Origin of the sequence: Portibacter lacus (assembly GCF_021533215.1) — a bacterium.
GTDB lineage: Bacteria > Bacteroidota > Bacteroidia > Chitinophagales > Saprospiraceae > Portibacter > Portibacter lacus.
Genome location: NZ_JAJNKA010000001.1, coordinates 705668 through 726546 on the forward strand (window position 1 = coordinate 705668; position 20879 = coordinate 726546).

At 38.7% G+C, this 20879-nt stretch carries 8 protein-coding genes; 3 read left to right on the forward strand and 5 right to left on the reverse strand.

The features are described 5' to 3' along the window. The first annotated feature begins 16 nt into the window (after positions 1-16). On the forward strand, positions 17-1561 hold the full coding sequence (locus L2586_RS02510) for a polyamine aminopropyltransferase (RefSeq protein WP_262914090.1): 1545 nt from the start codon (positions 17-19) through the stop codon (positions 1559-1561). 578 nt (positions 1562-2139) lie between these two features. Here L2586_RS02510 and L2586_RS02515 read toward each other — a convergent pair. The 5 genes from L2586_RS02515 to L2586_RS02535 all read right to left on the reverse strand — a co-directional run bounded on the left by L2586_RS02515 (position 2140) and on the right by L2586_RS02535 (position 7511). Further along, positions 2140-2520, reverse strand: coding sequence for a hypothetical protein (locus tag L2586_RS02515; protein ID WP_235291190.1), 381 nt, complete (start codon positions 2518-2520; stop codon positions 2140-2142). 57 nt (positions 2521-2577) lie between these two features. After that, positions 2578-3528, reverse strand: a complete 951-nt coding sequence (locus L2586_RS02520; RefSeq protein WP_348535548.1) for a glycosyltransferase family 2 protein — start codon at positions 3526-3528, stop codon at positions 2578-2580. After that, positions 3524-4060 carry a DUF4199 domain-containing protein gene (locus L2586_RS02525; RefSeq protein ID WP_235291192.1) on the reverse strand — a complete coding sequence of 179 codons (537 nt, stop codon included), beginning with the start codon at positions 4058-4060 and terminating at the stop codon, positions 3524-3526. Before L2586_RS02525 ends, L2586_RS02520 begins: the two co-directional genes overlap by 5 nt. A 1-nt stretch (position 4061) precedes the next feature. Next, the gene (locus tag L2586_RS02530) at positions 4062-5309 is read right to left on the reverse strand and encodes a dihydroorotase (RefSeq protein ID WP_235291193.1); all 1248 of its coding nucleotides are present in this window, start codon (positions 5307-5309) and stop codon (positions 4062-4064) included. Between the two features lie 180 nt (positions 5310-5489). Beyond that, complete coding sequence (locus tag L2586_RS02535) at positions 5490-7511, reverse strand: BatA domain-containing protein (protein ID WP_235291194.1); 2022 nt, start codon at positions 7509-7511, stop codon at positions 5490-5492. A 111-nt stretch (positions 7512-7622) separates the two neighbouring features. On the opposite strand from L2586_RS02535, the gene L2586_RS02540 reads away from it, so the two are divergent. Together L2586_RS02540 and L2586_RS02545 are read left to right on the forward strand one after the other, a co-directional pair. After that, positions 7623-10907: a VPS10 domain-containing protein gene (locus L2586_RS02540; RefSeq protein ID WP_235291195.1), complete on the forward strand. Its 3285-nt coding sequence runs from the start codon at positions 7623-7625 to the stop codon at positions 10905-10907. Between the two features lie 894 nt (positions 10908-11801). Further along, positions 11802-20879: beta strand repeat-containing protein (locus L2586_RS02545; protein ID WP_235291196.1), on the forward strand; the 9078-nt coding region annotated here is incomplete at its 3' end.

Genomic DNA, 20879 nt, shown 5'->3' on the forward strand with positions numbered 1-20879 from the left:
AAATATATAGGACTTTTTGCCAACTATCAAGACACAAAAGCGCTTCTTACTATTCTCAACGTTAATTGTGGGAATGTGTTCAATCATCTACGAATTACTGATTAGTACAGTCTCCTCGTATTTCTTAGGCGATAGCGTTCGTCAGTTTTCCATTATCATAGGATTTTATCTCGCAGCGATGGGTCTCGGATCTTGGCTTTCTAGGTATTTCGTGAAAGATTTGATGTTTTCATTTATCTGGATAGAAATTATTCTTGGGCTTGTGGGGGCTTTTTCAGTTCCATTGTGTTATATCTATTTTTCCTATGCTGATTTCGAAGGCTTTAATATTTTTATACTCGGATTAATCATAATTATCGGGACCTTAACAGGGCTGGAAGTTCCCATTTTAACGCAATTGTTGCAAGGAGATAAATTAGAATCGAAGGAATTATCCGATGTGCTAACCCTTGATTATATAGGAGCATTAGTTGCGACACTCATATTTCCTTTCGTCCTGATTCCATTTATGGGAGTATATAAATCGTCATTGTTATTTGGCTTTTTGAATATATTTATTGGTGTAGCTAATTTTATTTTTTTTAGGTCAATGATTGAGCGAACCAGGAAAAGAGACGCTATTCTATGGACGGTATCTATTAGTTTTATTGCCTTAATAGGTTTCGCAGGATTTCGGGCCAATCAATTTATTGATAACTGGAACACCTCTGTATTTAAGCATCCTGTGGTATATAATGAATCGACTCCTTACCAGAATATCATTCTTACGGATAATGGGGCAGAATTTCGTTTGTATCTTAATTCCGCTATCCAGTTTTCTTCCAGAGATGAATATCGCTATCATGAAGCGCTTGTCCATGTAGGAGGAATGCAATTGCCCAATGTTAAGCATGTTGCTATACTTGGAGGAGGAGAGGGATTAGCATTAAGAGAAGTGTTGAAATACCCAGAATTAGAGTCCGTATCACTGATAGAGTTAGATCCAGAGATCATCGAAATTTCTAAGGAGTTTTCACAGATTAGAACATTGAATGAAGATGCTTTAAGTGATCCGAAAGTAGATATTATCAATGATGATGCCTTCGTTTGGCTCATGGCTAATGAAAAGAAGTTTGACTTAATTATTGCTGACTTACCAGATCCGACGAATGAGAGTTTAAGTAGATTATACAGTATTTCATTTTATAATTTGGTGCAGAATTCCTTAAATGAGGGTGGTGCTTTTGTGACGCAAGCTACGAGTCCGGAATTAAGTCCTTCAGCTTTTTGGTGCATCGAGAAGTCGATGATAGAAAGTGGTTTTAAGAAAACATACCCTTATAGTATCAATGTACCATCATTTGGGAATTGGGGATTTGTATTGGCATCTAAGCAGGAAATGGACTTTGCAATTAGGCCAGAATTAGAGTTGAAATTTTTGGAAGCAGAGAGTTTTGATCACATTTTCTACTTTCCTTCAGATATAAAAGTCAGTGAGGTTGAATCGAATAGGCTGGATCGTCCGGTGATCATGAAGTATTATTTGAAACATTGGCGGTCGTTGCATGCGGAGAAGATATAGGGGAGGGGAGGAGTCAGAAGTCGTGAGTCGTGAGACGTGAGTCGTGAGTCTTGAGTCTTGAGTCTTGAGTCGTGAGTCGTGAGTCTTGAGTCGTGAGTTTTTAGATTTTCGGGTTTTTCAAACGAGATCTAATTTCAGTATAATCAATTTCTTGATTCAATAGATCGGTACGCCGAGAAGAGCTGTGAGCGTGTGCAAGGATTGCCGAGCTGATGTCATGTAAGTCAGAAGTCAGAAGTCATTAGTCTTGAGTCATGAGTCATGTAAGTCAGAAGTCTTGAGTCTTGAGTCGTGAGTCTTGAGTCGTTAGTTTTTAGTTTTTCGGGTTTTTCAAACGAGATCTAATTTCAGTTTAATCAATTTCTTGATTCAATAGATCGGTACGCCGAGAAGAGCTGTGAGCGTGTGCAAGGATTGCCGAGCTGATGTCATGTAAGTCAGAAGTCATTAGCCTTGAGTCATGAGTCAGAAGTTTTTAGTTTTTTTAATCAACCTAATAAAATAAGGTGTCGCACCTCTGGCGCTTATATTTATATAAATCTGCTAATGTTACAAAGGTATCGTCCCTCCGGGACTTACTAGCCACCACAATCCGAAAATCCCAAATTCAACAAATCCAGCTCCTCCAATTTCCCTTGATCTTCTTTGTTAATTTCTACAAAAAAGCGATGCTCTTCAGGGCAGATATAACATGCTTCACAGACACCATCATGATAATTTAAAACAAGATTAACTGAATTAACTTCTATATCCTTAGATTCCAGATAAGTTTTCATCTTTTGTTCTCTGACCTCCTCCGTATCACTGATCGGAATTTCATTAGCCCACTCGTCTCCTGCACACTGTCGCTGATCAAATTCAAAACAAGATACATCTTCCAGATCATCGTTGTCGCAATCGCATTGGAAGCATAAATTGACCAATAAAAATAGGCTCAAAAACATATAGACCTTCATCATAATACTACCTTTTATTATATAGACGTAATGAAGATGAAAAACGTTTGCTGTAGCTATTTAAATTCTGCTTTCCACCTTATAAACACTTCTTCTTGGATTGTTTTGATTGATTAACTCCGCTAAGAATCCAACTAAGAAAAGTATGGTTCCTAGAATAATTGTCGTTAATGCAATATAAAAGTAAGGATTACTCGTCACCAGAATAGTTGGTAAGTGATTACTCAACCGATAGACTTTCATAATTCCGATGTACAAGACCGAAAAGAATCCAATCGCAAAAAGCAAGGTTCCTAATGCCCCAAAAAAGTGCATCGGTGCTTTCCCGAATCGACCAATAAATGAAATAGAAATGATATCTAAGAATCCATTGATGGCTCTTTTAAAACCGGTAAACTTAGACGATCCGTATTTTCTTGCTTGGTGTTGAACAACTTTTTCACCTATTTTCGTGAACCCTTCCCACTTCGCAATGACAGGAATATATCTGTGCATTTCACCGTAAACTTCGATGTTCTTAACCACCTCTTTTTTATATGCTTTCAGTCCACAATTGAAATCATTAAGTTTGATTCCACTCATCTTTCTAGTGAAAGCATTGAATAATTTAGAAGGCATGGTCTTAGAAATCGGATCATATCTTTTTTGCTTCCATCCTGAAACGAGGTCAAAATTATCCTTCATCACCATACGATATAGTTCTGGAATTTCATCAGGACTATCCTGAAGATCAGCATCCATCGTAATGATCACGTCACCCAGAGCGGCTTCGAACCCCACATTTAAAGCTGCAGACTTACCGTAGTTTCTTCTAAATTTTATACCCTTGATATGTTCATTCTCCTTCTTTAAACCCTGAATGATCTCCCAAGATTTATCGGTACTACCATCATCGATTAACAGTACTTCATAACTGAATCCATTAGCATCAGCTACTTTTTTTATCCAAGCACACAATTCTGGCAGAGACTCTTCCTCGTTCAATAAAGGGACAACTACAGATATATCAATTTTGCTCACTGGCTAAATTTTTTCTTTTTACAATGGCAGCAATGATAGCTGCGATGATAAAACCTAAGATAAAGTTTTTAGCAAGTCCGAGTAAGAATGCTTGGAAATCAGGTCTAAGGTCTTCTGCCGTCATCTCTTCAAATGCAGCGATATTTTCTTCAGTTAAATTGGCAAAACCAGATAACGATTTTACAGACTCTACTGCTATGTCTCTTTGAATTTCTAACAACTCGAAATCCGCGTTCATTATGATAAACTGGAAAATTGTGAAAATTACAGAACCGATAATCAGACAAATGTAAGCAGGTTGCAAAGCTTCTGGAAAGGATATAAATCCACCATTTTTCTTTCGCTCATCTAGTGCCGCCCTTGAAATAAATACAATAGGAATAGCTAATGATAAGAAGAATCTTAATCCTGGATTTAAGAATAAAGGTTTACTTATAAAATACATTAACATCCCCAAAATAACGACAACTAAGCCAAAAAGGACTCCATTTACAACTCCACTATTTTCTCTTAATTTATCCATTCTACTGACTGATGTATTTCCCGTTATTAATGATTCCTAATACTTTGCCCTTGAACGAAGAACCAATAAAAGGAGAATTTTTGGATTTTGACTTCACTTTATCGTAAATCCATGTTGTTTTTGGATCAAAAATGCAAATATTAGCTCGTTCTCCTTCCTTAATTTGAGGAATTTCGACTCCTAATACATTCCTTGGTCCATGGGTTAGTTTTTCTATGATCTTTTCAAGACCTAGACTTTCTTCTAGTTCTGTAAGCAATGCTGCAAAAGTCGTTTCTATTCCGATAGCCCCAAAATCAGCAAAAGCAAATGATTTTTTCTTTAATTCTTCTTCTAATGGTCGATGACCCGAAGTAATACAGTTGATCACATCTGTTTTCAGAGCTTTGATCAATGCATTTTTATCTTTTCTGCTTCTTAATGGTGGTATTACTTTTAGATTCGAATTGAAATCTTCTAAATCAGTATCTGTAAATAGCAGATTCAAATAAGAAACGGTAGAAGTTGCCCACTTCGTTTTCTTAAGTATTTTCACAGAATGAGCGCTTGAAACATTATAAGCACAATACCTACTTTGAGCATATTGGGCTAACTGGATATCTCTTTGCAATCCGAGGCTCTCCGCCATCTCAGGAATACCTTCTAGACCTAAGCTAACGCTAATAATCCCTTCATGAATCTGTCCAGCACCACTTAAGTCGTGTTCGTCAGGATGGTTAATAATTAACGAGTCACTTGCTTTCGCATATTGAAGTGATCTCAACATTAATCCAGCATCATGAACAGACTTCTTACCATCGGAAAAAGCTACAGCGCCATGTTTTTTCATGTCTATAAATTCCGTAATATCTTCTCCTTTACATGACTTACTAACTGCACCGATTGGATAAAAAGAAATCGGGCCAGATGAGGTATTATTGATAATGTATTTAACCTCTGACTTCGATTGTGTAGCAGGCTCGTTATTAGGGAAAGGCGCAATTCCAGTATAACCACCTGCACTTGCAGCTTCAGTAATGGAGGCAAAGTCTTCTCGATGTTCTAATCCAGGTTCACCTATTTGTGTCCCGATATCAAAGAAGCCAATAGAAACATGAAGATTTTCGGAAGAAATTATTTTATAGCTTGGTAAATCTATATTAGAAGCAATTTTCTCAATCTTACCGTTTTTGATCGCAATATCAAATCGCTTTTTTTCTTTATTCCAAGACGGATCAATGATTTTCGCTTGCTTGAGAATCAGCTTCATTTGTTACAGTTTCTGAATTTGTCGCTGCGAAATTACATATTTTTTATTTCTTAACCCGAGTTCGATTAAGAATTACATCATCTGTTTATTTAATTTTCTAAAATTGAAGAGATATACGCCTTTATAATTCAGGTAGAAACCTTGCATTGTACCTAGTTATTAGAATCTCTAAATGCTAATTTAACTTTTTATTCTAAGCAGGATTTGCTCTATGGCTAGGAAGCCTAGAACTATGAAAATACACCATTTCCAGAAGGCAATTCCTTGATCTTTCTCCTCTATGACTTGAGTGAAATTACTATCCAGTTGGTTGCTGAAAATATTGATTCCTTCACCATATATTTCCGTCAGATCTCTCGTATTAAAATAGTCCAACTCTGATTCTAATTTATTATAATTGAAAGCCACTTTCCTTACAGTAGTTTCACCTAAATTGATATCATAAATACCAGATTTAACGATGTTGTCACCCATATTGAGGATAACTTTAGTGCCAGCATTGATCTGAGAAGGGATGAATTCTTGTTCTCCTTTTACTTTATAAACAATATCGGTGTTCGATTTTTCATTATCGATTTCTATTGTCCTGTTTTTACCTATCGTGTATGAAATCTGCTTGCTTGTTCCAGAAGAGATAGCCATTTTGAAAATCATTGGAACAAAAATTTCTGCATTCTGAACCAGATCATTTGTTTCATTATTCAAAGGAGCAGAGCATAAGTAAATATGACCATTTCCTGAGCTGTATTTTCCGATATAACTTCCACCATCTCTATACGAAAGGATGACTTCCTCTCCTCTAGACTGAACTTGATTGAGTCCGAAAGATCCATTGACCTTAGGAAGTTTAATATTTCTAAATTGTCGTTCGAAAACATCCTTAAATATGAATTCATCAGCATTCAACCGCCCAACTTCCTCTACTTTTTCCTCGAAAGGTTGAAGTGTATTTGTATTGATCTGACTTAAGAAGGTATTGAATGAACTGAGATCGGCATTTCTACCTGGAAAAATCAAAAGGTTTCCTCCGCCAACGACGTATTCATCTAGTGCAGAACTAAGCCCGGAACTGACAGAAACTAAATCATTTAAAATAATAAGCTCATAACTCTGAAGGTCAGCATATGCAACATTGCTCGAAGCTTGATTATCTGCACTGATAAAGGAGATTCCCTTGAACAAAGCATCTAAGTATCGGTTATTCATGCCTTGATTGATATTCAGCACTTTTATGTTTTCCTTAACCTCGAAGGCAATTTTATAGTTATCATCGAAAACAATCGGGTAATCCACGATATTAATATCCGCAGTGTTCCATCCTGGAGTAGTGATATTAAGATTAGCAGTATCAATTGTACTAGAATTCGCTTTAATATTTTTCAAGCCTAGAGGCCGTGTCTGGCCATCGTGATTCACACTTAATCTAACACCATCTCTGTCTTCGTTACTATGATTCGTCAGTTTGATAACCAATTTATTCGTTTGGTTAATCATCGGAACCTTAGTGGCAAACCAGACTGAATCGATGGATACATTTAAATCTTGAACGGCTTGTAGTGGGATGAGATTCATCTGCTCAGAAGAATCTTGCATTTCATAAGCATCCGAAATATTTTTCTGAAAGTCAGAAATCTGGTAGAAAATCTTTGTGTCGAAATTTTCCTGATTTAACGCTTGACGTTGTCTATTCGCTACTTGGGAAAGGGGATAAACTTCTGGACGTTCCGTGATCTCATCTATACTTGCGAGCGCTTCTTCTTTAGTTAGCAACCTTTGCTGAGCAGCTTCGAAATTGTTACTCAATATCTGAAACCTTTCATCTTCCCCATAAGCAGCAACAATCTCTTGAGCCTTTTGCTTTGCTTTATTTACCAGACTTACATCATTCGTCAATGCAGACATACTAAATGAATTATCCAGATAAATGCTTACTGCTTTTTTTCCTTGAATTCGTTGATCTTTAGATGGCAAGAATGGCTGAGCAAATGCGAATACTAAAAACGCTAGCGCTAAAAGCCTCGATAGCAAGATCAATAGGTTTTTCAGCTTGTTGCGAGAACTGGTCTCTTCTTTAACCTCCTTTAAAAACTTGACATTAGTAAAGTACACTTTCTTAAACCTCCTGAAGAAGAATAAGTGGATGATGATAGGGATCGCTAAAAGTAAAAGCGCCCACAGGAAGTTAGGAAATACAAATTGCATAAGATGTAAAAATAGAATATTAAATAACTAGAATAAACAAATGACTCTGATTATTATATAAAAACGCTTAATTCGCTATTTTCACGATAAGAAACTAAAAAATATAACTAAATGTTTAAGAAAAGCCACCTAATATTAACACTGATATCTTTCCTATGCTGTACGATGCTTCTAGGTCAGAAAATTGACATGGAAAAACTAGCTGGAATGAGCCTAAGGAACATCGGTCCGGCCGGAATGAGTGGTCGAGTTACTGCAATAGATGTAGACCTCTCGAATACAGATAGAATATACATTGGAACTGCTTCTGGTGGTGTCTGGTTGTCTGAAAATGGCGGAATCAGTTGGAAACCGATTTTCGACGAAGAAGAAACTTTATCCATTGGTGCTTTAAAGATAAACCAGCAGAATCCTAGCGAAATATGGGTAGGAACAGGTGAGGGGAATCCGAGAAATTCACATAATAGTGGTCGAGGAGTCTATAAATCATTAGATGGTGGAAAGACTTGGAAATTGATGGGTTTAGAAAGGACGATCTTGATTCACCGGATTATCATTCATAAAGATGACCCACAGACGGTATATGTCGGCGCAATGGGCTCTGCTTGGGGACCTTCTGAAGATAGAGGTGTTTATAAAACCACTGATGGAGGAGAAACCTGGACGAAATCACTTTATGTAGGGGAGGAAGTAGGGATAGGTGACATGGTGGTGGATCCGAATAATCCTAATAAAATTATTGCAGGGATGTGGGAATTCGGGAGAAAGCCTTGGACATTTAATTCAGGAGGTGAAGGTTCGGGCCTTTACATCACGGTCGATGGTGGAAATAATTGGAAGGAAATTACTTCAGAGAATGGATTGCCCAAAGGTGATCTTGGAAGAATAGGAATTGCATTTGCAACTAATAAATCTAATATCGTCTATGCATTAGTGGAAGCTAAGGTTAATGGACTTTACAAATCTACAGATGGTGGATTCAACTGGAAATTGGTTTCAGATAAAAATATCGGTGGACGACCATTTTACTATGCAGAATTGTATGTGGATCCGCAAAATGAAAATCGAATTTATAACCTGCATACTTATGTGACGAAGAGTGATGATGGAGGAAAGACTTTTAGAAGCATTGCAGATTATGGGAATGGTGTGCACCCTGATCATCATGCGTTCTGGATTAATCCGATGGATACGGAACATGTGATCGATGGTAATGATGGAGGACTTAACATATCACATGATGGTGGAGAAACCTGGAGATTCGCCTCTAATATTCCTGTAGGTCAATTTTATCACGTCAATGTCGATGATGATTTCCCATATCATGTATATGGTGGAATGCAAGATAATGGCTCTTGGGTAGGGCCAGGATACGTCTTGAAAAGTGGTGGAATTAGGAACAATGATTGGCAGGAATTGTATTTCGGAGATGGATTTGATGTGGCAGCGAAACCAGGTGATAGTCGCTATGGATACGCGATGTCTCAAGGCGGAAATGTGGGATATTACGATAGAGAAACAGGGCGAACTGAATTTATAAAGCCTGTTCATCCTGATGGGACCTACTTAAGATTTAACTGGAATGCTGCATTGGCACTGGATCCATTTAATACGAATGGTTTATATTTCGGAAGTCAATTTGTTCACTATTCTGGAGATGAAGGAAAGTCATGGAAGATCATTTCTCCCGATTTAACAACGAATGATCCAGAGAAACAGAAGCAATTAGAATCTGGTGGATTGACGATAGATGCAACACAAGCAGAGAATTATACAACCATTATTTCGATCGCACCAAGTCCAGTGGACAAGAATGTGGTGTGGGTCGGAACCGATGATGGTAACTTACAACTCACAAAAGATGGAGGAAAGACTTGGGCGAATCTAAGTGCAAGTATTCCTGGATTTCCGCAAGGAGGATGGATTCCAAAATTAGAAGTTTCTGGGGTTAATGCTGGAGAAGTTTTCGTTGTTGTGAATGATTTTAGACGTAATAATTGGGAGCCTTATTTGTTTCATACATCAGACTATGGGGTGACATGGAAGCGATTAGTAGATAAAAATGATGCAGCAAGTTTTGTTGCAGCAGTTATTCAAGATGATGTAGAACCTAATTTGTTATTTCTAGGAACAGATGATGGAATGTACGTTTCCTTTGATTACGGAGAAAATTGGAATAAGTGGAATAAGAAATTTCCAAATGTTCAGATCAGAGATTTCGCCATTCAAGATCGAGAAGCAGATCTCGTGATCGGTACCTTCGGAAGAGCGTTTTGGGTACTAGATGATATTAGACCATTAAGAGAAATTGCTGGCAGTAATGGTAGTGTCTTAGATAACGATTTTGCTGTTTTTGAACCAGGTGCAGGATATCAGACGAATAGTCGATCGTACGATGGAATTAGATTTACAGCACAAGGTGAATTTATCGGGGATAATAAGAATACAGGCGGTGCTCAAATAGCTGTTTGGAAGAAACCAGCTAAGAAAGAAGAGAAGGAGAAAGTGATGGATGAAGTTGCAGAGCCAAAGAAAAAACGTAAATCAAAGAAAAAGGTAAAAGAGGCTAAAGAGAAAGCGGAAATTGCTAATGCAGATTCGGATAAAAGCGAAAAGAAAGGGAAAAGGAAGAAGAAAAACGATAGTGCTACGATGCATGTATTAAGCTTGCAAGGCGATACTTTAAGAACACTTACTCAGAAATTGGAGGATGGAATTAACTACATGACATGGAGATTAGATGAGAAAGGTGTGGAATCTCCGAGTTTAGGGCAGGGTGGAAGAAGAGGAGGCAACAGAGAACCAGGTGGGAATGATGTTGTGCCAGGAACTTATAAGATTGTCGTGGAATATAACGACGATAAAGATTCTACTACGATCGAAGTGAAAACAGATCCAAGGGCACCAGTTGCGACTACGGATTTAATCGCTAAAAACAAGATGCTGAAAGATTACTATAAAATCATCACCGCGACTAAAGAATCGATTGACCAACTAGTTGCCGCAAAGAAGAAGGTGAAACTTATCGGAGAGATGACCAGCGTGCTTGAGGACAGTCTGAAATCAGAAATTAAAGACTTAAATGAAGCAACCATCGATGAAATCGATTCTTTATTGAATATTTATACAGAAGTAGAGGAAGTAAAAGGAATTGTAAGAGACCCTGCTAAATTAAGCGGAATCATTGGAACACCTAGAAGGTACCTCGGATCTACTTGGGGAATTCCAGGTGAAAATGCGCAGAATACCGTGAAAGTGGCGAAGGATAATGCGCAGATGCTTATCGATGCGATTAATGAATTCAATCAAGGATCGTGGAAGGAATATATGGAACGGATTAATGAGATCAAGTTTGAATGGTTCGACGAAACGGAAGAAGTCAGGATAAAAGAGTAGTGGATTTTCAAGACGATGATTAATAAAGCAGATGCACGGGCTGTATTAGATCGGTGTGTTTTCTGTGGGGTTTAGTTTTCTAAAAAGGTTACACGTGGATTTATCTTCTTAAGATCAAATTAATGGTATTTGGAATAATGCTTAATAAAAAAGTATGCATATGGATGATGCTTATGTATGATATACCTAAAACTGTTTTAATCTAAAACATCTTTCAAATCGGCTTTTGTACAACGGAAGCTATTATATATATAGTTTCTCATCAAATAGAAAATGATGAAACTAAGCTAATAGGAATTCACTCTAGATATGATTAATGATTTTATATAGGTTAATCACTGGTGAAATCTATCTCATCAAAAATCTTTCAATTTTACATATCAATGTAATAATATATGTATTGTGTTAAAGCTTAATTCATTAAAAGTTACAAATTATCTAGTAAAAATAGGATTTAGAGACATTCAGACAGAAAGTTATTCGGGTGTACGCATTATTATTTGACTATCAATTAGTAAAACATTAATAGTAATTGCAATATGTATTATATATGTCGAAGTAATGTAATATATTTGGCATCAAATGTGTATTGTACTTATTGAATTTTAAGAATTAGTGATTAAGATTTTACCGACCTAAGTGAAATTGGATCATTTCATGAAAGATTGACTTTCAATTTTTACTTCGTTAACACCCTTTCGGAGTATTCATGAAATAATCAGAGTTTAAAATAGAATGAACAGCGATAGTTTAATGACTTATGGTATGCTAGAATACTAGTATGCGATATGCTTGAGAACCTGATAATTTATACCGTAAATATAGTTTACCAATATTTCTTAACAGAAATATCAAAAAAGCAATTTTTAAGAACACTACGTTCAACAACAAATTATGAAAAGATATATCCAAGTATTGATTTTAGCTTTGCTTGTCTTAAAGCAAACCCCGATTACAGCAGAGGGCACACCTCAGTTATCCCCTACAATTAATGACTTAGCGTTGTTAAGCATTAATGGAGGTTTTGGAATAGCAAGTGATTTCGCCTATTTTGGTTCAAATGGTACAACACAAAGCTTGTGTTTTGAGGTTAAAGATGCAAGTGAAGTCGTTTATCTGGGACTCGGTTTAGAAGTAAATAATCTTGGAAATACTGGAGCAACTCCAGGATATTCATTTCGTATTGTTAATTCATCTGGGATGGTTGTGCACACAGGTACAGTCACTTCGGCAAATGCTAATGGAAATAACTATAACGAATTAGTCAACGGTCCAAATATAGGTGCTATGACTGGTGGATATGATATATCTAATGCTCAATATGTATTTAATCCATCGACATCTGGTACTTATTGTATCGAATTTGACAGAACTACATTCGATGGTAGTTCGACTGGAGCTAATGGGGGGTATATACGAAATTTCGATATTTCTGTAGCTAATATGTCAGGGAATATAATCCCTGGCAGACTTTATGCTCAAAATTGGGCTTTTAGAACTCCTTGTAATCCATCATTTGGATGTACAAGTTCAGATGTGTTTGCAAAATCTTTTGAGGGAAAAGTTTATGTTTTAACAAATGATAATTTTGTACAATCAATAGATTTTGCAGGTTCAGGTTTTAGAGGCTTAGGCTTTAGGTTGGCGTTTAATGGATCGGGACCAGGCATGATGGGAGATCCTGAATTAGATAGGCAGTCATTGAATGCTAGTGGAAGTACAAATCCCGAATTCAAGATCTTTGTTAACGATCCAGATCCTAATTGTTATGAAGCTCCCATTCTTGGGGAGGTCGTAGGTTCTCCCAGTATCGTTAATCAATCTATTAATTGTGATGCAGCTTCTAGCTTTTGTGTTGATGTTACGGTGGGACAACCTGGACTTGTCCAGATTCTCTTTGACTTCAATCTAGAAGATCAGGTCTTTACAGATGGAACAACCGATAGATTATTGGTACTTAGAATTGAAGACGGGGATCCATTAAATCAATGTATACCTTGGGATGGAATGGACGGGCAAGGAAATGCAGTACCCGTTGATAGTGATGTTCCTATTTTGATAACCTTTTATCAGGGTGAAGTTCATTTCATGCAATCCGATGTGGAATATAACAATCCTGGCTTTACTGTGGATCTTGAGCATCCATCTAATGGAAACTTTCAAAGCTTTCATTATTGGGACGATACGAATATTGATGCATCGGGTGATAATGACCCTAATTTAGACTTGGACAATAATCCTGCAACAAATCCACCTGGAATGGCTCCAAATCCACCTTTTGTGGAGTTAAGTGGTCAGTTACAACCAGCTCATATTTGGAATAGAAATACAGCCTCTACAAGTAATGGTTACGGAGAATCTAATGTCATAAATACTTGGTGGTTTGGTCATGCTTCAGTAGAAGGACCTATTTATTTGACGCCTTGTCCCACAGCAGGTGTGATCGAAACAACTAAAAGTATCGCCTCAGTTCCAGTGCCTGCGTCAAGTGGGATTGTTGGTAATTATGACGTAACTTATCAATTTGAAATTTGCAACACAGGAGGGCTTCCTTTAACAGGCATTAGTCTAACGGATAATTTTAATAGCCAATTCGGAAGTGGCTTCGTGGGTGTAACTACACCGCCTGTTATTATTGAAGCTGGTACTAATACGATGACAGCTGACCCAACAGTGAATGGTGTTTATAATGGCAATGGAGTTTCAAATTTACTTAATTCAGATGGAGGAATCGATGGTGGCGAATGTATTACAGTACAGTTGACAGTCGAAGTGGATGCTAGTGCGTTACCTTCACCGGCTGAGAATACAGCTGTGGCCTCTGCGGCAGATGATGGGGAAGGAATGCCGTCTACCGATGACTCAGATGATGCATCGGATATCGATGGCGATACCAACCCTTACAATGAAACGGGTGCTGATGATGATCCTACGCAGCTGATTATACCTTCAGTTAGTGTAGAAAAAACATATTCTAGTGCAGTCGTGCAGCCAGATGGTGATTATAAATTGACTTTTGATTTCTTAGTTGAGAATTCAGGAAATACTTATCTTCAGAATTTAACACTGGCAGATCCGCTTTCATTCTTACCAGGTGCTGATCCTACTACTCAGAGTTTTATGATCACAGTGACTAATATTTCAGCGACTATGGCGCCCACTGCTACAAGTGGGACATACGATGGAGTTGGAAATATTGATATCCTCACTGGAACTGATGGTTTTTTAGCTCCAGGTGAACAGTTTATGGTTCAGTTGATGGTAGACGTGGATCCTATTGGCTTTGGATCTTTAGCAATGCCAGTTACGAATCAAGCTACTGCAAGTGGTGTACCTACTGATGCATCAATGAATATATATAACGATCCAAGTGATGGAATGCCTTACGCTGCAGGTGATGTGTCTGACTTATCAGATGATAGTACTCCGGGTAATCCGGATGATGGCACCCAAGAGGATCCAACACCTATTATCCTTCCAAGCAATATAACGTTAACCAAGAGTTTGGTTTCTGTAACTCCAGCAACCACCCCAGGTAATGTTATTGCTACCTATAATTTTAATTTCTGTAACGATGGAGCGAATGACTTAATGAATATTCAGCTACTGGACAACTTTAATTCACAATTTGGCAGTGGTTTTGTAGAGGTTTCTACTTCTCCTGTCATTTTGCCGTCGAGTACTGCGACTACTGCTCCGACACTCTATGCAACGTATACAGGATTTTCACCTAACGATATTATGTTCAATGGAACTTCTGGATTAGTGGAGCCTGGACAATGTGTGAGCGTTAGCTTTGCCGTAGAAATTGATTTGGATGAACTACCAGATCCAGCAGATAATCAAGGAAGTGTCTCAGGAACAGATGGTTTTGGAAATTCAGTAACGGATCTATCGGATGATATGACTGCTGGAGTTGCAGATGAAGGAACACTTGATGATCCTACGCCATTCCCTTTGGTAGCATCAATAAATGCAAGTAAAGCACTAACCAATACTGTAATATTAAGCAATGGAAATGCAAAATTGACATTTGATATCTCAGTAGAAAATACAGGTAATACAAACCTTTCAACCTTATCAATCTTAGATGATCTATCGAACTTAGGAGCAGCATACCAATCAGGCACAGCTACCATATCAGTTATCAATGGTAGTAGTACAATGGCACCAGCAAACAATACAGGGACTTTTGATGGAACTGCCACAACTACGGCAGGTGGAGATGGTGATCTGATTAGTGGAACAAATACAGACGTACTTGAGCCGGGACAAATGTATATTGCTAGACTCATGTTTGAAGTTGATCCGGTAGAATTTGGAATGCTAATGGCAGCAGATCAAAATAACCAAGCGCAAGCTTTAGGAATTCCAGTGAATAACGCAGGAACTCCGATAGACGTCATCGATGTAAATGGAAATGCTGTTGCAGCCGGTAATACGATTTCTGATCTGTCTGATGATCCTGTAGATTTGCCAGACACAGATGAGGATGACGTTACACCTATCACACTTCCTGGAATTCTAGATCTAAGTAAGCAATTAACCTCTATTACTAATCCTGCAGCTAGTGCGAAACCCGGTAATGTAGACGCAACATATACCTTCAATATTTGTAATAATGGAGGTTCTAGTTTAACTGGAATTAGTTTGATTGATAATTTTAGTAACGAATTTGGAAGTGGATTTGTGGGAGTTACTACAAATCCAGCATTAGGTACTTCTACTGCAACCACTGATCCAACGCTCGCACCAACCTTTACAGGATTTTCTCCAAATACTAATTTATTAAATGGTACTAATGGAGAGTTAGCTCCAGGAGAGTGTGTCGCAGTCACAGTGACCATTGAAGTAGATTTAGATTTGATGCCAGATCCAGCTGAAAATCAAGCTACAGCCATTGCTGAGGATGATGGTACAGGTAATTCTGCTTCAGATATATCCGATAATGATGCGCCTACAGGAACTCCTAATGGTGATACGACAGGCGATGATCCTGACGATCCAGCTAGTAATGATAATGATCCTACTCCTTTTCCGCCCTCTCCTTCTATAGATATAGCGAAAAGTGTAAATATGACTGCAGCTGCGCCGACTCCGGATCATTATTTTATAACGTATAGACATATTATTAAAAATACAGGAAATACACCGCTCGAAAATATAACATTAACAGATGATATTGCCACTATTCTCTGTGGTGGTTATGTGGGTACAACAAACATAACGGTATCAAACATAGATGCAGCTACAGCACCAACGGCAGCTGCTTCGACGACCATTATGAATGGAACTAATGATGCCTTAAATAATAATGGGTTGATTCTTCCGGGTCAATCTTTTATAGTAGATATTGTGGTAGAAGCTGACATCACGGCAACAACTTGTAATCAACCATACCTTAACCAGTCTACAGCAGAAGGCCTACCCACGGATGCTTTAGGAACTATTCTCGTGGATCCAGCCACTGGTAATCCTTATATGGATGGGGATATCACTGACTTATCAGATAGTGGAACAGATCCAGATGGTAGCAATCCAGGAGCTCCTAACGACGGTAATGGTGCTAATATTTATGACGATCCTACACCAGTCAATTTACCAGGAACTATTGGATTAGTTAAAACAATAAGCAATGTAAGTCCAGCAACGACAACAGGTAACTACTTGGTAACAATGGATTTTTACATCGAAAATACGGATGGTAATAACTTAACTAATATTGCTCTTAAAGATATGCTAAAAGCCCAGTGGGGTAGCGCATTTGTAGGTGTTACCACACCACCTTCGATATTTGTAGCTGGAACTGTTGGAACTACAATTGATCCAACTCCTAATGCAGCATACAACGGAGACCTAGACAGTGAACTTTTAAATATGGATGGTGAACTTGCTCCAGGTGAATCTATTACCGTTCGAGTTGTAGTAGAAGTAAATGCTAGTGAAAGTCTTGCAAGCGGTCTAGAAAATCAAGCCACAGTCACAGGAACAGATCCAAATGGTAATTTAGCGACGGATCTATCCGATGATAATACTAGTTCAGTTGTTACACCTGACGCGGATGGAGATAATCCGAATGGGTCAGGAGATGATGGAGCTATGGGGACCAATAATCCTACTCCATTATACATCCCAGAAATAAGCAATACAAAAGAGATCGTAAATACAGTAGAAGCAGCAAGCGGAATAGCAGGTAATTTCGATGTGACTTATCAGATAATCGTTGCGAACACTGGAACTACACCGCTGGAAATGATCGCTTTAACTGATGATATAGCTACACAACTAGCACCAGCTTATGTTGGAATAACTACTGAAGCTATCATCACGTCGAGCAGTGCTAGTACAAATCCGGTAACTAGCAGCATGCCTAATTTGTTAGATGGCACGGCAGGTGTACTTTTACCAGGAGAAAGTGTTACCTTGCAAATAGTTGTAGAAATAGACGCTAGTTTAGTGCCAGTTTTAGGTTTGACGAATCAGTCAACAGCAACAGGTAATCCAACAGATGGCATGGGTAATGATTTGCCAGATCCTAATAATCCAGGAATGGATTTCGTTCCAGTGACAGATGACTCTGATAGTGGATCGGATCCAGAAGGCAATAATATAGGGGAGCCGGGCGATATGGGAACACCAGATGATCCTACACCTCTTCCACCACTACCAGCGATCGAATTACTCAAAGCGGTAACGGGAGTAGTTCCTGCTAGCAGTGGAGTTCAAGGCAACTTTGATGTTACCTATACTTATACAATTACAAATACAGGAAATGCGGATTTAAATGGTGTTTCTCTTCAGGAAGATTTTGAAGATCAATATGGTTCCGCATTCGTAGGCATTATAGGAACTCCTGTAACTGCCCCGGCAGCTGGATTAGACTTGACCTATGTTGGATCTGGTTTTAATACAGAAGTTCTAGATGGTAGTTTGACCTTGGTAGTAGGAGCAACACAAACAGTGAGTATTGTAGCTGAGATTAATCCAGATGCACCAGGATCTGTATTTAATGTAGATGGTGAATTGGAAAATCAAGCAAGTACTTCAGCTACCGATATTAATGGAACACCTGTGATGGATGATTCAGATGACAATACGCCAGGTAACATGGATGATGGAACGAATGCAGATCCGACGCCTCTAGCATTACCTTCTATTTCAGTGACAAAAGCACTGACTGATGTTACTTTCTTAAATGACAGCATCTACCAGATGACTTTTGCCATTAAGGTTTTAAATACAGGGAACGAAGATCTTGAAACGCTACCTTTAATAGATGTTTTGGATTATCCTATTCTTACGTCTTCTGTAACCATAATTAAACAACCGACCATTGGAACAATAGCTTCTAATGGAAGTGAAGAAGGTGGCTCGTATACAGGAATTTCACCAGCACCAACCAATAGACTTACCAGCATGGTCGCTGATGGTGATACACTTGCGATAGGAGATTATTATGAGGTTCAAGTTATATTAACTGCACATGTGGATAGTCTTTTAGCTGTAGATCCTTTAGAAAATCAGGCAAGAGCTGCAGGCACAGGAGTGAATTCAGGCATCCAAGCGGTAGATGATTCCGATGATGGAACGGGATTGGATGGAAATGGTGATCCGTCGACTGATAATGCAGGAGCACCAGGTGATACAGGCGACACGCCTACCTTTGATGACCCGACGCCTATTCCAGTTCCAAGATTGGAAGTTGTTAAGACTTCTGATCTAGCAGAAATTACTGTAGCCGGTGATGTCATTACCTATACTTTTACAGTAACAAATACAGGAAATACAGATCTAGATGATCTAACTATAAATGATAATGGCCCTAGTTTTGGGGGTGCAGCAGGAACAAACAGCCTGGTAGGATTGACATGTGATATGTCAGATTTAAATCCAGGCGGCGTTGCGACTTGTACAGCTACTTACACAGTAAGTCAAGCAGACTTTGACAATGCAACTGCTGGTGATATGATGGCAACTAATATTGCAACTGGAACGGCTACTCCTCCGGGATTTCCTCCTTTGACATCTCAGCCAGATACGTTGATGATTCCAGTAACCGCTACTCCTATGATTGTTGTAGATAAGACAGCTAGTCCACCTAGTACGCTATTAGGAGCTAATCCTAGCTTAGTGGATGCAGGGGATCAAATAACTTATACTTACAATGTAATGAATACTGGAAATACAGTTTTGACTGCTATTTCTGTTAGTGATGCAGGTCCAACATTTAGTGGTTCAGCAGCAACAGGTACTTTGTCACCAATCACTTGTTCAGCGATTAATTTAGCTCCAGGACAGAACACCTCTTGTTCAGCTACTTACACTTTAAGTCAAGAAGATATTGACAATGCTTTAGGTGAAGTGGACAGTGTGGTAAATATAGCATTTGCCAATGGTACTCCTCCAGGATTGCCACCGATCACTTCTGTACCAGATACAGCTATGACAACTGTTCCAGCAACGCCTTCTTTGCTATTAGTGAAGGATGTGGCTACACCGACTATGGTGCTTGGTGCAGATCCATTGTTATCTGACGGTGGTGATCAAATTGACTACACATTTACACTAACGAATACAGGTAATGTAAATTTGACAGATGTGAGTGTGGAAGATAGTGGACCGTTATTTAATACGATTCAAGGAACCAATGGTGCCCTTGCTATTGATTGTCCAGTGATTTTTCTGGCACCCGGTGCTTCAGTAGAATGTACTTCTACCTACACCATGTCGCAAGCGGATGTGGATAATGCAGCAGGAATTTTAGAAGGAATTGTCAATGGAGCTCAGGCTTCTGGAACACCTCCTTCAGATGACCCAGTGCCACCAATGATTATGTCTAATATTGATTCAGCGAAAACCACTATTCCTGCTGGGCCTATGTTGATGATTCAAAAACTAGTAACTGCGCCTACTTTCGCAAATGGAACAGATATCCTCAACGTAGATGCTGGTGATATAATTACATACACTTATGTAATAACAAATACAGGAAATGTTGGTTTGACAGGAGTCGTACCAGTTGATGCAGGACCTTCTTTTGGAGGTATTTTAGGAACAAATTCTCTCAGTGCATATATGCCGACTTCAGTTAACTTGGCTCCTGGTGCAAATCAGACCTTCACTGCTACTTACATATTATCGCAAGCCGATGTTGATAATGGTACTGGAATTACAGATGGAGTTGTCAATATAGCGATAGCGCAAGGTTTAGATCCAATGGGAATGACCGTTATATCAGATCCAGATGATGCAGTAACTCAGTTTGAGACACTAGACAGCCTAAGCATCGTTAAGTCAGCAGATTTAGCGGAAATTACGATGGCGGGAGATGTTATCACGTATAGCTTCTTAGTAACCAATATTGGAGGAACAACCATAGACAATGTATCGATCACAGACGCAGGTCCAAGCTTTGGTGGTGCTGCGGGTACTAATAGTTTACAAGGCTTAAGCTGCCCATTGACCACATTGGCACCGACAGAAAGCACGACTTGTGCGGCAACATATACCGTTAGTCAAGCAGACTTTGATAATGCGATCGCGGGTGATTCATCAGCGATGAACATAGCGATAGCGAATGGCACGCCACCAGTAGGACCTCCAGTGATGTCGATCCCTGATACATTGGATATTCCAGTGGTTCCATTCGATAGTATATCGATTGTGAAAACAGCGGGATTGCCGACGATTAGCTCAGGAGCTAACTCAACAGTAGTGGATGCAGGTGATATGATTACTTATACTTACCTGATCACGAATGCAGGAACGACGAATCTTACAGATGTAAGTGTAAGCGATGCTGGACCGACATTTATGAGTGTTCCAGGAACGAATGTCTTAAGTGTAATAACATGTAATATAGATGAATTAGCACCAGGAGAAAGTACGAGTTGTACAGCAACCTATACACTAAGTCAATTAGATATAGATAATTCACAAGGAATGATGGATAGCGTGGTGAACATCGCAGTA

Excerpts from the sequence above, each read along its gene's own strand:
- L2586_RS02525 (WP_235291192.1), bottom strand. The coding sequence starts at position 4,060 with ATGGATAAATTAAGAGAAAATAGTGGAGTTGTAAATGGAGTCCTTTTT.
- L2586_RS02540 (WP_235291195.1), top strand. The coding sequence starts at position 7,623 with ATGTTTAAGAAAAGCCACCTAATATTAACACTGATATCTTTCCTATGC.
- L2586_RS02530 (WP_235291193.1), bottom strand. The coding sequence starts at position 5,309 with ATGAAGCTGATTCTCAAGCAAGCGAAAATCATTGATCCGTCTTGGAAT.
- L2586_RS02515 (WP_235291190.1), bottom strand. The coding sequence starts at position 2,520 with ATGATGAAGGTCTATATGTTTTTGAGCCTATTTTTATTGGTCAATTTA.
- L2586_RS02535 (WP_235291194.1), bottom strand. The coding sequence starts at position 7,511 with ATGCAATTTGTATTTCCTAACTTCCTGTGGGCGCTTTTACTTTTAGCG.